This is a genomic window from Knoellia sp. 3-2P3 (genome assembly GCF_029223115.1).
GTDB lineage: Bacteria > Actinomycetota > Actinomycetes > Actinomycetales > Dermatophilaceae > Pedococcus_A.
In genome coordinates, this window is the sequence record NZ_JARGZE010000003.1 from 427,293 (window position 1) to 440,500 (window position 13,208).

Annotated in this window: 11 protein-coding genes; 5 read left to right on the forward strand and 6 right to left on the reverse strand. The window is 65.0% G+C overall.

All coding sequences use genetic code 11. From position 1 onward, the window contains the following. Positions 1 to 35: 35 nt before the first annotated feature. Together P0Y31_RS12135 and P0Y31_RS12140 are read right to left on the reverse strand one after the other, a co-directional pair. Positions 36 to 284, reverse strand: coding sequence for a Flp family type IVb pilin (locus tag P0Y31_RS12135; RefSeq protein WP_275869675.1), 249 nt, complete (start codon positions 282 to 284; stop codon positions 36 to 38). 51 nt (positions 285 to 335) lie between these two features. Then, positions 336 to 509, reverse strand: a complete 174-nt coding sequence (locus tag P0Y31_RS12140) for a Flp family type IVb pilin (RefSeq protein ID WP_275869676.1) — start codon at positions 507 to 509, stop codon at positions 336 to 338. 453 nt (positions 510 to 962) lie between these two features. Here P0Y31_RS12140 and P0Y31_RS12145 point away from each other — a divergent pair, with 453 nt between their 5' ends. The 3 genes from P0Y31_RS12145 to P0Y31_RS12155 all read left to right on the forward strand — a co-directional run bounded on the left by P0Y31_RS12145 (position 963) and on the right by P0Y31_RS12155 (position 4,856). Then, a complete protein-coding gene (locus tag P0Y31_RS12145; RefSeq protein ID WP_275869677.1) occupies positions 963 to 2,153 on the forward strand; it encodes a hypothetical protein in 1,191 nt (396 codons plus the stop codon). After that, on the forward strand, positions 2,150 to 3,589 hold the full coding sequence (locus P0Y31_RS12150; RefSeq protein WP_275869678.1) for a hypothetical protein: 1,440 nt from the start codon (positions 2,150 to 2,152) through the stop codon (positions 3,587 to 3,589). The genes P0Y31_RS12145 and P0Y31_RS12150 overlap by 4 nt, the downstream gene beginning before the upstream one ends. Before the next feature lie 391 nt (positions 3,590 to 3,980). After that, positions 3,981 to 4,856, forward strand: coding sequence for a hypothetical protein (locus P0Y31_RS12155; protein WP_275869679.1), 876 nt, complete (start codon positions 3,981 to 3,983; stop codon positions 4,854 to 4,856). Between the two features lie 14 nt (positions 4,857 to 4,870). Here the strand turns inward: P0Y31_RS12155 and P0Y31_RS12160 are convergent, their stop codons facing one another. The 3 genes from P0Y31_RS12160 to mtrA form a co-directional block, all read right to left on the reverse strand. Further along, positions 4,871 to 6,643, reverse strand: a complete 1,773-nt coding sequence (locus tag P0Y31_RS12160) for a GerMN domain-containing protein (protein WP_275869681.1) — start codon at positions 6,641 to 6,643, stop codon at positions 4,871 to 4,873. Then, positions 6,640 to 8,241, reverse strand: a complete 1,602-nt coding sequence (gene mtrB / locus P0Y31_RS12165) for an MtrAB system histidine kinase MtrB (RefSeq protein ID WP_275869684.1) — start codon at positions 8,239 to 8,241, stop codon at positions 6,640 to 6,642. The genes P0Y31_RS12160 and mtrB overlap by 4 nt, the downstream gene beginning before the upstream one ends. A gap of 89 nt (positions 8,242 to 8,330) precedes the next feature. Next, a complete protein-coding gene (gene mtrA, locus P0Y31_RS12170; RefSeq protein ID WP_275869860.1) occupies positions 8,331 to 9,008 on the reverse strand; it encodes an MtrAB system response regulator MtrA in 678 nt (225 codons plus the stop codon). A 286-nt stretch (positions 9,009 to 9,294) separates the two neighbouring features. Between mtrA and P0Y31_RS12175 the strand changes: the two genes are divergently transcribed. Next, complete coding sequence (locus tag P0Y31_RS12175) at positions 9,295 to 10,176, forward strand: glycosyltransferase 87 family protein (RefSeq protein ID WP_275869687.1); 882 nt, start codon at positions 9,295 to 9,297, stop codon at positions 10,174 to 10,176. Between the two features lie 35 nt (positions 10,177 to 10,211). On the opposite strand, the gene ahcY is transcribed toward P0Y31_RS12175, so the two are convergent. Beyond that, positions 10,212 to 11,645, reverse strand: a complete 1,434-nt coding sequence (gene ahcY, locus P0Y31_RS12180; RefSeq protein WP_275869689.1) for an adenosylhomocysteinase — start codon at positions 11,643 to 11,645, stop codon at positions 10,212 to 10,214. Between the two features lie 285 nt (positions 11,646 to 11,930). Between ahcY and P0Y31_RS12185 the strand changes: the two genes are divergently transcribed. Then, entirely contained in the window at positions 11,931 to 13,208 is a 1,278-nt protein-coding gene (locus P0Y31_RS12185) for a hypothetical protein (protein WP_275869691.1), read from the forward strand.

A 13,208-nucleotide genomic window follows, 5' to 3' on the forward strand; every position in this document is an offset into this window, starting at 1 on the left:
GATCGCGGTTCCTGCAAGACCTTTGCATGCGGACCTCAGAGTGCACTTGCGGGGACATTGAACAGCGGAATGACCTTGAGGCCAAAGGCCGTAACTGCGCCGATGATCACGAGCGCGATCAGACTGGCCATCAAGGCGTATTCGACGGACGTGGCACCGCGGTCGCCCAGGCAAGAGCCCAGACGACCGCGGGACCGCACGTCAGCGGAGGACGAGGCTGCGGAACGCAGAGCCGCAGGATGCCGCGACGAGCGGCGCCTGATCGGCGTTGGCACTCCGAACATTGCTCCTCCTCCCGACGGGCAGTGAACAGCCCGCCATTCTCGAGATCTTCGTCAGACGCTGGTGGCAACCTTGTCGAACAGTCCGTCGAGGTTGTTGCCGAGCAGCGTGACCGCCGCAATGATGACGATGGCGATGAGCGCGACCATGAGGCCGTACTCAACTGCGGTGGCACCGCGGTCGCGCGAGACGAAACGGGCCTGGAGCTTGGCGACGTAGTTCAGCATGATGAGTTCCTTTCGAGACTTACGGGCTGAGGTTCGCACCTCGAGGTGAGGCTGGAGCCTCGCCGGGCAGAACACTTCCATCACGGCCGGCCGCCACCAATCGGCCATCCCGTTACAACGCCGTGGACCCTTCGGCCCCGTCGCATCAGCCGAACGGCTGAGGAGTCTTGGGGACACTGGGCCTGAACTAGCCGAACCTGCAGAATCGATCGCGTGCCCGGAGTGTCCCGTTTTCCCCGCAGCCGATCCGCGGCGGCAGCTGCAGCTCCAGGCTTCGTCCTTCTCCTCCTGCTGCCGCTCGTGGGGGTACGAGGGATCAGCGATCCCAGCCCATGGCTGCACCTCAAAGTGGGAAGCTTCCTGCTCCACGGCCACCGGTTTGACGGCCAAGACCCTTGGGCTCCCTACGCAGCTGCCGACTACGTCCCGACCCAGTGGCTGCCCTCGGTTGTCGTGGCCTGGCTCTACGAACTCGCCGGCCCGGCTGCCGTTGCCTGGACCCGGGGAGTGGGCATCCTCCTGCTCGGGTTGATGTTGATGATCTTCTTGGCCAAGGTCTGCAGCCCTTGGCTCGCAGCCGGTTTGGCACTGGCCTCGCTCGCGGCCTGCTGGCCATGGCTGACCGAACGGCCTCAGCTGGCAGGTTTCGTCCTGCTCGTGCCGGCCGTGGGCGCGTGGTGGCAGTCGGCAGCGGACCTCGAGCCCCGTTGGTGGCTGGTCCCGCTGACCTGGCTTGCGGCCTGCACGCACGGAGTCTGGTTCATGGGCCTAGCGTTTGGCGGCCTCGTGGTTCTCGGGCTCCTCGTTGGAGGGGCGCTGAGCGTTGCTTCATTCAAGCGTTTGGGGATTCTCCTCGGCGCCTGCACTGCGGCAGCCGCCTTGACACCGTTGGGCCCCAATCTCTTGCTGACCCCCATCAGCGTGGGTTCGAATGGTCGCCAGTTCGTGGCGGAGTGGATGCCTTCCTCGGTCCGGACACCGGCCGTGGCACTCGCTCTGGTAATGCTGGCGGCTACATGGCTACTGTGGCTGGTCGGAAGACAGCGACCGCCCGCCTGGCAGCTCCTGGCCTTCTGCGCCGCCACCACGTTTTCCCTGGCGATGCAGCGTACGGTTCCGCTCGCGGCGATCATCGCGGCGTTCCTCCTGGCCGGGGCCTCGGAGCAGGTCTTTCGCCAGAGATCCGTTCTGACGGCTGGACTTCAGATTCGGGCCGTGCCAAGCGTGGTCGGACTGTGGGTGGGGGCTGCCGCACTTGCCTCGATCGCGGCAGTTCCACTCGCGAATGTCCGGGGGCAGGAGGTGACCGGCGTTCCGATTGCCCTGGAGGAACGGCTACAAGGCCTGGCCGCGGAAACCCACCTTCTCTCCTACGGTGATGCCACCGGGTGGTTGATGTTCACCGCGCCTCAGGTTCGCCCGGTGTTCGACCTGAGAATCGAGCAGTACTCACCAGCGCAAGTCCACCGATTCATCGATGCGATGCAGGCCAAGCGAGGGTGGGAGCAGTTCATCTCGGACACGGGGACCCAAGCGGCACTCCTTGAGTCGGACAGTCCCCTCACTGCGGCCCTGACGGAACAGCTCCAATGGCAGGTCTCTGCTGGCGGCAGCGGCTTCGTCCTGCTGGAGGCGCCATCATGATCGCCACACCACGGCGTTCAACGGTCAGGCCAGTCGAAGTCGTCGCGCTCGTGACTGTCCTGGGACTGGCGCTGATCCGGGGCCTCGGCCCGTTCTACGAGCCGGACTTCTGGTGGCACCTGCGCGCAGGAGACCAGATACTTCGAGGCGGTGGTCTCAGAGTCACCGACTCCGCCGCGGTCTTCGCCGAGCGCCCGTGGCTCGCGACCCAGTGGCTACCCGAGGTCGTGGCAGCGCTTGCCTATCGGCATTGGGGCACCGGAGGGGTGCTGTGGCTCCGAACGCTGTGCATCCTTGCCATAACCCTCACGGTATTCCTCACGGCACGCCTCGTCGCCGACCGCCTTCCGGCACTGCTCGCGGCCGGGTTGACCATCTTGGGTGCTGCTGCAAGCCTCAATCCGCGGCCCCAGCTCGTCAGCTTCGTGCTCTTCGCCCTCACCCTGTTCGCGTGGTGGAGGACGACGCAGGACCGCCGACCGAGGTGGTGGCTGGTCCCGCTGTTCTGGCTGTGGGGCTGCTCCCATGCCCTGTGGACATTCGGCATTGCGGTGGGGCTGCTGATCACGACAGGCATGTTCGCGGACCGGCGCAGTCGTCCGACCCGGCGCGACATCAGCAGGCTGCTCCTGCTGAACGTCATGTGCATCCTCGCCCTGGCGGTCACGCCAGTCGGGCCGAGGCTTCTGTTGGCCCCTCTGCACTTCACCACCAACGCCGCGATGATCGCCGACGAGTGGAAAGCGACGCCGGTCACCAATCCTTTCGCTGCAGCGGCCCTTGCGGCGGTGCTGCTCACGGCTGTCCTCTGGACCCGCCTCCCGAAGCCGCCGACCCTATGGCAGATTCTCACCCTCGGCTTTGCCGCAGCGTGCATTCTGTGGATGTGGCGTCTGGTACCACTGGGCGCCATCATGGTCGGACCCCTTCTGGCCCAAGCCCTTCAGCAGAGCCTGCCGCCGTTCGCGGTCCGAAACCGCGGCAATGACCGGCGGCTCTCGGCGCTTGCCTTGGCCGGCGCCGCCACAGCGGCACTGGCCTTCTCTCTCTCCGCTCCGGCCATGCAGTCTGCGCGCTATCCAGAGTCGATGACGACCGTGGACAAGGTGCTGTCATCGGCGCCCCGGGGATCCGTCGTGTTCTCAGATCTCGGCGTGAGCGGATGGCTGCTGTGGCGGCACCCTTCACTGTCTCCCGTCGCCGACCTGAGGGTGGAGATCTACAACACGGAGTACCTGAGAAGCTACGTCGCCGCCTTGGAAGCCAAGCCGGCATGGAGCGAGTTCGTGGAGAGCACGAAGGCTCAATACGCCCTAGTCGAGGAAGACTCCGGCATCGCGGGTGCCATGGCATCGCGTCTTGGGTGGATACCAGTGGCGCGCAGTGCCACCTACGTCCTCCTAGTGCCACCGAAAGCGGGTATCCATGGCGCCTGATGCAGCGCCCGTCTTGCAGCGGCCCAGATATGGGATTGTCGACCGCTCAGCAGCGGTTGTCCGCCAAGCCTCAACCCAGCAAGACGCCTGGTGGGTGTGGCCAGCACTGGTCTTCCTCATAACGCGCCTCGTTGACGTCGTGTTCATCCTCATTGCGCAACGAGAGCAGATCGCGGTCACGACCGTCGTCGCGAGCTCGGGATATCACGTGCACTCAACTGCGCCGGCCCAGCCTGGGTACTGGGAGGTGGCCACTAATTGGGACGGGCAGTGGTACGAGCAGATTGCTCACGATGGCTACCCTTCCACTCTCCCTTTGACGGCCGACGGGTCGGTAGACCAAAACCCTTGGGCCTTTCCGCCCCTCTTCCCCCTCGTGGCTCGAGTCGTCATGGCGATCACCGGCCTCGACTTCTCGCACGCCGCGGTGTTGCTGTCCTTGACGTGCTCGTTGGTGGGGACGGTGCTGGTTTACCGTTTGCTACTCGACACCGCCGGGCGTGCTGCTGCACGCGCCACCGTCCTTCTGCTCTGCACCAGTATGGCCGCCGCGACCTTTCAGATTGCCTACACGGAGGGTTTGGCCCTGATGTTGTTGTCTGGGCTGCTCCTCCAACTCAGACGCCGGCGCTACCTGACCACCGCTGCCTTGATGTTGTTACTTGGGTTGACGCGTCCGGTGGTCTTACCACTTGTGATCGTCGTTGCTGCACACGCAGTCGGCCTGTATCGCTCACGCGAAGCCGATCTCCGGCTACGACCGCTGATCTTTGTCGCTCTCACTGCTGTGGCTGCAACGGCCGCGTGGCCGCTCACGGCAGCCGTGATCACCGGACGACCTGCAGCCTTCACCGAAACACAGAAGGCATGGCGTAACGGAGCCGACGTCGGACCGTTCGGCGTTTTCAGCGTGGCGCACGACCTGGGCAGCTGGGGGGCCGTCGCTCTATGTCTGGCTGCTGCCGGCATTCTTGCTGCAGTGGTGTTGCGGCCAAGCACCTCTGTCTGGGGGCCCGAACTGCGCGCTTGGGCTTTGGCCTACCCCATGTACCTCTTCGCTGTTGCCCCAGCAGCCATCAGCCTGTTTCGATTCTTTCTTCTCGCCTTTCCATTGGCCTGGATCTTTCCCACGACGCACGGACGTTCCACGCGCCTTCGGCACCTGGCGATCGTCACCTGCGCTCTCGCAGGACTACTCGCCCAGTGGTACTGGATCAGACACTTCCTCGTGCTCGGACCGGTGGACGAGCAGTTCGCGATGCCCTAGTCACGAGCAGGTGGCTATCTGGCGGGCACTGCGAAGTCGCTGCCCTCAGCGACTTCCAGCCAACTGCTTCCAGCACGCAGGAGGACACGGCGATCGTCTGTGGTTACGACCAGGCCTCGCTCGCCGTTGACAGTGGTGATCGATTGCGCCCCAGGGACATCCGAGACCTCGGCCGCCAACATTCGACCTCCCACCTCGGCGATCCATGCACGCACGGGTGACGCGCTGTTGATTCGACCGAGAGCTGCCACGCGGGTCTGGTCAAGCCAGACGAGGTCCCGGACCAGCGTCAACGCTGGGGCAACTCCGAGAGGCTGAGCAAGCCGCTCCGGCATGCCGTTGGCTGCGCGCACCACACCTGCCACGTCGACCCGGGGGTACCGGCCGGACTCGCTGGTAGACGCAATTGCTACTCGCTGCCCATCAGGCGCGATCCTGATTGCCACAACGGTCCGATCCTGGAGCCAGCCTGCGTCAACGGTGAAGGGTCGACCGCTCTCCGCGTCAGCCGGGTCCGCGGCAGCGTTGATCGACCACACCCGCGTTCGGCCGTCCGCCTTGCCCGCCACCCAGAGGATGTTTTGGCTGTCGTAGGTCGGCCTTGTCAGCCCGGCACCGAACGGCGGCACGCGAATCTGGTCAGCGCCGCGCCACCGAGCGAGTTCAGCGCGGTTTCCCCCAACCGCAGCGACCTCGTCACCAGATTTCGACACGGCCAGCCAGACCCAGCCGGTGGCGATGGTCGGGGTGTTGGCTCGGCGCACGGACGGTTCTGAGTCAGGCTCGTCGCCCAGCCGCGCCGGGTCGACGGCGAACAGCTGACCGCCCGTTCGAATCACGGGGTTTGCCGCGGCCGGGGACTGCGCCGGTGTAAAGCCCAGTTCGGCAAGGCCAGCGGGAGCCTGCTCGATCCCCGGTAGGTCCAGGTCCGAGCCCTCGACTCTGAGCGCCACCCGGTTGACGTCCGGGATCTGCGTCAGCGTCGCCACGAACTGAGCCCAGAGGTTCTGCCGACGAACCGGGTCGCCTCCGGGCTTGGTCGCGGTGAGGTCCACCGTCGCCACCCCGTTCTCCACAGGTACCGCATCCACCGTCAGGCGAGTGCCGACTGGTACGTCACTCCTGGCAGCGCCCTGCAGGTAATCCGGCGGTGGGCTCAGCTGTGCACGGGCCAGGCGGGTCGCCAGCCCCTTGCCGACAGAGAACCATCGGACGTCTGGCACCAGCCGCCGCTCGACCGAGGAGATGTAGTGGATTCGGAAGGGCTTGTACAACCGGTCGACGTCGGATGCGCTGAGCCAGAGCCCAAAACCCTCCGGGACCGTGTTGATGCGCCACTCCCCAGTCGGCCTGTTCAGGGTGAAGGTAGCCTCAACGATTGTTCCTGGCGGCAGATCTCGGTAGCGGCCGTTTGCATCGATGCTGGCAGTGACCTTCGCTGTGGCGCGCACGGAGCTTTCGCTCAGGGATCTGACCGACAAGGCCGACTCGTCAGTGAAGATCATGATGGAGGAGTCCGGGCGCCAGGTGGCATCCGAAGACAAAGCCATGAACGAACGTGCGACCTCGAACTCCTCGTCACTGGCAGCCCCAGCCCGCAGGAACCCCTGAACGATCTGCTCCGGGGAGGATCCGACAGCCGGGCCAGGAAACAGCACCTTCACCGGGTCTGCTGCTGCCGCGCCGACCTCCAACCCCGGCCGCACCGGGGAGTCGCTGGAGATGCCGCCGCAGGCACTCACCAACAGACTCGCACACAGGAGGGACAGACGGCGCTGCCAGTTCATGGCTGTGCCTTGATCGCAGCGGACAGTGGCTCGAGAGGCAGGGGGGACTCGTCGATGGGGGTTCCCGACCGCCGAGGCAGGGTCAGGCGGAAACAGGAACCCTCGCCCGGCTCTCCCCAAGCCTGGAGCCAGCCGTCGTGGAGACGGGCGTCCTCGAGCGAGATGGCCAGGCCGAGCCCGGTTCCACCCGTGGTCCGCGCCCGAGCAGGATCAGCGCGCCAGAAACGGTTGAAGACAAGGGCGGACTCACCCGGTCGAAGGCCGACACCGTGGTCCCGTACGGTGACCGCGACAGCCGACTCGTTCCCGGCAAGCGAGATCTCAACAGGCTTGCCTTCGCCATGCTCCACGGCGTTCACCACCAAGTTGCGGAGTATCCGCTCGACACGACGTGAGTCCATCTCCGCGACGCAGTCACCTTCCGCACGAACGGTGATCTGGCTGCCACGGCGCGCGGCGATCGGCTGCGCTGCTTCTACCGCACGCGCGACCGGATCTCGCAAGTCCGTGGGCTCGGCATCCAGAGCGGCCGCCCCAGCGTCGAACCGGCTGATCTCCAACAGGTCCGCGAGCAGATCTTCGAACCGATCGAGCTCGTCGTGGAGCAGTTCGGCCGACCGGGCGGTGACGGGGTCGAAGTGCTCCCTGGTGTCGTGGAGCAGGTCCGCGGCCATCCGAATGGTCGTCAGCGGGGTGCGAAGCTCATGGGAGACATCTGAGACGAAGCGTTGCTGGACCCTCGAAAGACCCTCGAGCTGACGAATTTGCGATTGAAGGCTGTCGGCCATCTCGTTGAAGGATTTGCCCAGCATCGCGAGGTCGTCCTCGCCACGCGCTCGCATCCGCTCGTTGAGCTTCCCGGAGGAGAGCCGTTCTGCCACGACCGCTGCCCGTCGCACGGGGATGACGACCTGTCGGGTGACGACGAAGGCTACGGCGCCGACGAGCAAGACGAGGGCGACGCCTCCGAACGCGAACGTGTTGGTGATGATCTCGAGCGTCTGCACCTCCCGCTGCAGGGGAAAGACGAAGTAGAGGTCGTAGGCGCCGGCTACCGGCAGCTCGACCTGGGAGCCGACGAGGACGGCGGGGACCGTGTCGCCCGTCTCGTCGTTGATGCTCGTGAGCTTGTACTGCTGTCGCCTGGGATTGTCGCTGACCGCGGCACGAAGGTCATCGGGGATGCTCGGTAGGCACGCCTCGTCGGAGCACACGGTCGCCACGAAGGTGGGACTTTCGTTGTCCAGCGAACGCGTGAAGACCACCTGTCGACTTGCATCGGCCCCGGGCGAGGCCAGCTTCTGCTGCACTAGGTCGCGGGCGAACTGGCCCAGATCGGCTGCGCTCTCCGTGCTGTCCGTCGCGTCGAATGCCTGCTGTGCCTCCGTGGCCAGACCCGAGGCCTCCAACGTGGCGGTCGAGATGCGGTCCTGCTCCAGACCGTTGGAGATCGACTGGTAGAGATAGGAGCCGAGCAGCGTGATCACGAGCAGCCCAAGCAGCATGGTCGTGGTGACGACCCTGAACTGCAATGAGGAGCGCCAAGTGTGACGCAGCGCGCGAAGCGCGCGAACAGCAACCTTCCGGGAGTGCCCCACGATGCGGGCCGTGACCTCGCTGACGCCCGACCACCGTCCCCTCCAGGCCGAGGTAGGCCCCGGATGAGGCCTGGCCGTCCCGGACATGACTAGCTCGGCCCTGCCTTGTAGCCCACCCCGCGGACCGTGACCACGATCTCCGGCTTCTCCGGGTCGTGTTCGATCTTCGACCGCAACCTCTGCACATGGACGTTAACGAGCCGTGTGTCGCCGGCGTGCCGGTATCCCCATACCTGCTCAAGCAGGACCTCCCTCGTGAACACCTGCCACGGCTTGCGAGCCAGCGCCACCAGCAGGTCGAACTCAAGCGGCGTGAGCGAGAGGGCTCGGCCATCGCGCTTGACCGAGTGACCGGCCACATCGATGACGAGATCTCCGATCTCCAGGCGTTCTGGCTCGGGCTCGTCGCCCCGGCGCAGTCTGGCCCGGATACGCGCGATGAGCTCTTGAGGCTTGAATGGTTTGACGACATAGTCGTCGGCTCCGGATTCGAGCCCGACCACGACATCGACGGTGTCCGTGCGAGCAGTGAGCATGACGATGGGTACACCGGACTCTGCGCGGATCCGTCGGCAAACCTCCATGCCATCGAGCCCGGGCAGCATGACGTCGAGGAGCACGAGATCGGGCTTCGCCTCGCGGAACGCGTTGAGGGCGCCGGCGCCGTCAGCTACATGAGAGACCTCCAGCCCCTCATTCCGGAGCACGATGCCAAGCATCTCGGCGAGCGCAAGATCGTCATCGACGATGAGCACGCGACCTTTCACTTGTGTCAGTCCTCTCTCGGGAACCACGAATCGCCCGCACGCATCATCACATATCGGTGAGTCGTAACTGCTCAAGACAAGAGTGCGTCACAGACATCATGGCGCTCATCCGGTCGGACAGAAGTTTCTGCAGTCGCTGCACGCACGTCCCGGATATGGGAGTTTCTGCCTGTCGGGCCAACTTCGGCCAGATCAAGCATCTGCGGCCGTGGCGTACAGGACGACAGGCATAACCCCCGAGTTGGATGGAGGTCAATCGGTGACAGCCCCGAGCGGATCAGCCCGCATGACCCCCTCCTTCCGACGCGTCACGTCGGGCGCCGCAAAGGTTCTTGGCGCGACCTTTCTCCTCACTGCCACCGTCTACGCCCTGCACCCCTTCAGCCTCGGCTGGGACTCCCACCCGTATTGGCTCACAGGCCACGGCGTGTATTACACGAACGGACCGATGACGACGGACGCCTATCTCTACTCGCCTGCCTTTGCCCAGATCATCCGGCCCATGACGGCCCTGCCTTGGCCAGTGTTCGCCTCGCTCTGGTCCTTGCTCCTGGCAGCTGGGCTAGCGTGGCTGTTGGCACCGCTCCGCTATTGGGCGATCCCACTGTGGCTGGCGGGACTTCCGGAGATCGTGGCAGGCAACGTGTTCATCCCCCTGGCACTGGCCATGGTGCTTGGTACACGGCGGCCGTGGCTGTGGGCCCTGGCGGCGCTGACCAAGGTGACGATCTTCCTGGGCCCCATTTGGTTCGCTGCGAGGCGCGAGTGGCGGTCACTCTGGTTGTGCCTGAGCGTTACGGTCGGAGTCGCCTGCCTTTCGGCCCTTTGGGAGCCGCACTTGTGGACCCAATGGTGGAGCCTGCTGTACACGAATGCACACCGGTCGGGTGAGACCCTCGGAGCGAGCGTCCTGCCACCGCTGGTCTATCGACTGCCGGCCGCCTTGGCGCTTGTGCTGTGGGGGGCCAGAACCCACAGAACCTGGGCGCTGCCAATCGGCATGGTCTTGGCTTCCCCTGTGATGTGGCTGGGAACTCTCACTCTTCTAGCGGCCACGCCACGCCTGCTGGCCCAGGCGTCACCGACCACGGCGCTACCGTCAGGACGAGCGATTCGCGTCGAGGCCTTGGCTCCGGACACGGACGGCGGGAGGGTCGCCCGCTCTTGAGATGCGGGCGACCCTCCCTCACGAAATCAGGTCGCTCAGTAGCGGTAGTGCTCCGGCTTATAAGGGCCTGCCACGTCGACACCGAGGTACTCGGCCTGGCCCTTGGTCAGTTCGGTCAGCTTGGCGCCCAGCGCGTCGAGGTGGAGACGGGCGACCTTCTCGTCGAGGTGCTTGGGCAGCACGTAGACCTTGTTCTCGTACTCCCCCGGCTTCGTCCACAGCTCGATCTGGGCGATCGTCTGGTTCGAGAACGAGTTCGACATCACGAACGAGGGGTGGCCCGTCGCGTTGCCGAGGTTCATCAGGCGACCCTCGGAGAGGACGATGATCGAGCTGCCGCTCTCGAAGGTCCACTCGTGGACCTGCGGCTTGATCTCCGTCTTCTTGACGCCGGGCACCTTGGCCAGGCCGGCCATGTCGATCTCGTTGTCGAAGTGGCCGATGTTGGCCACGATCGCCTTGTTCTTCATCCGCTGCATGTGCTCGGCGGTGATCACGTCGTAGCAGCCGGTGGTGGTGATGAAGATGTCGGCAGTGTCGACGACGTCCTCGAGGCGGGCGACCTGGAAGCCCTCCATCGCGGCCTGCAGGGCGCAGATGGGGTCGACCTCGGTGACGATGACGCGGGCGCCCTGGCCGGCGAGCGACTGGGCACACCCCTTGCCGACGTCACCGTAGCCGCAGACGACAGCCACCTTGCCGCCGATGAGGACGTCGGTGGCGCGGTTCAGACCGTCGATGAGCGAGTGGCGGCAGCCGTACTTGTTGTCGAACTTGGACTTGGTGACCGAGTCGTTGACGTTGATCGCCGGGAAGAGGAGGTTGCCGGCCTCGGCCAGCTGGTAGAGGCGGTGGACACCGGTGGTGGTCTCCTCGGTGACGCCCTTGATGCCCTCGGAGACCTTGGTCCACTTGGTGGCATCGGCCTCGATGGTCTTGCGGACCAGAGCCTTGAAGATGGCGAACTCCTCGGAGTCCTCTTCGGTGGTGGGCGGCACCTGACCGGCGGCCTCCCACTCGCGGCCCTTGTGGACCAGCATCGTGGCGTCGCCGCCGTCGTCGAGGATCATGTTCGGGCCGTCACCGTTCGGCCACGTGAGAATCTGCTCGGTGCAGTCCCAGTACTCCTCGAGGGTCTCGCCCTTCCAGGCAAAGACGGGGACGCCGGCCGGCGCCTCGGGGGTGCCCTTGCCGACGACGACCGCGGCGGCGGCCTCGTCCTGGGTCGAGTAGATGTTGCAGGAGGCCCAGCGGACCTCGGCGCCGAGAGCGGTGAGGGTCTCGATGAGCACGGCGGTCTGCACGGTCATGTGCAGCGAACCGGCGATCTTGGCGCCCTTGAGGGGCTGGCTCTCGCCGAACTCCTCGCGCAGGGACATCAGACCGGGCATCTCGTGCTCGGCAAGACGGATCTGGTGACGGCCGGCCTCGGCGAGGCTCAGGTCGGCCACCTTGTAGTCAAAGGACATGGAAGAACTCCTGTGGGTTGACTCGTTCGGTGTGCGACCCGGCGTAGCCCCTCTGGGCGCGCTGAGCGGGTTATCACCCACGCCGGCGGTAAACACCAGTCTACCCGGCCGCCAGGACGGATCGGTGCCTCTCTGGGCAGTGCCGATCCGACAAGGTGACGACCACCCACTCATCCGTTCGGCCGGAACAAGACGTCGCGGACACTCCCGGACCGCCTGACCCGGGACGATCTGGACATACCTTCAGGATTGCTACGTCACTGGGCCACAGGGAGCGGACGATTGTTGCTTGACCTCGAGCACTCCACCCGGAGGCTGCGCGCGCTGAACTTTGCTCCTGACCGACTGCGGACCGTCGCCCAGGACGCACTGCCCCCTCTGCTGATCTTCACCGCAACTCGCTTCATTTCGGCAGCCTTCTTGGCTGCGGGTGCTGCCGACCAGCCATCGCGTCCGAGGTCTTTGGCGGATGCGACCATTACCACGGCGGGTGCCCCGGACGCGAACCTCTGGACCATCGGCATGAATTGGGATGCCCAGTGGTACAAGTCCATCGCGGAGGACGGCTACCCGTCCGTCCTACCTCAGGTCAATGGCGAGGTTCTTCAGAACGAGCTGGCTTTCTATCCCGCCTACCCTTTGGCTGTCCGTGCGATTTCCTGGATGACGGGCCTAGAGTATGAGTTTGCTGCCCCGGCGTTCAGCCTCGCATGTGCGGGGCTCGCCATGGTGCTGCTCTACAAATATCTAGTGAAGCGCGCCAGCAGGTTTACGGCTCTGGCCCTGATTGCCTGTATCAATGTCTACCCAGCAGCTCCCATCTTTCAGGTTGGCTACACAGAGGGCCTTGCCCTCCTGTTGCTGGTGATCTTTCTTTATGCCCTTTCCACTGAGCGGTACTTGCTGGTGAGCGCGGCCGCCATCCTCCTGTCCCTCACGCGCCCGATCGCCTTTCCATTGCTCGCTGTGCTTGCCGTGCATGGGGCGGTCAAATGGCGCCGATCCGCTGGCAAGAATCGCGCATTCGATATCAGAGGCTATGGTGTGGCCACAGCAGTAACGGCCGTTTCATCGCTGCTCTGGCCAGCCATAGCTGCCCTGTTGGTGCAGCGCCCAGACGCCTTTTTCGTCACCCAGGCACAATGGATGAGCAATCAGGGTCCGGGGGTCATTGGACTGGCTTGGCCAATGAAGCTCTACGGCGTCGTCGGATGGCCAGGAGTTCTCGTTCTGCTCGGAGCAGGCGCATATCTGGCGCTAACGCTTTGCCAGCCTCGAGGCTCCGCATGGCCTCTGGAGCTCCGGGCCTGGGCTTTTGCATACCCGATGTACATCGCAGCAGTCACGCCCCTGGCGGGGAGCGGCGTTCGATACCTGCTGCTTTCGCTGGCGCCCCTGTGGCCCATGCCAACCCGTCGTCGCGACAGGCTGCCTCCCTCGGCTGTTGCTGTACGGGCAGGGTTACTGGTTGGCCTGATTGTGGTTGGCCTCTATTTCCAGTACCTGTGGACCGTCCACGTGTACGCGATCCACGGCAGCACTGACGAGCAGGCGTATCCCTAA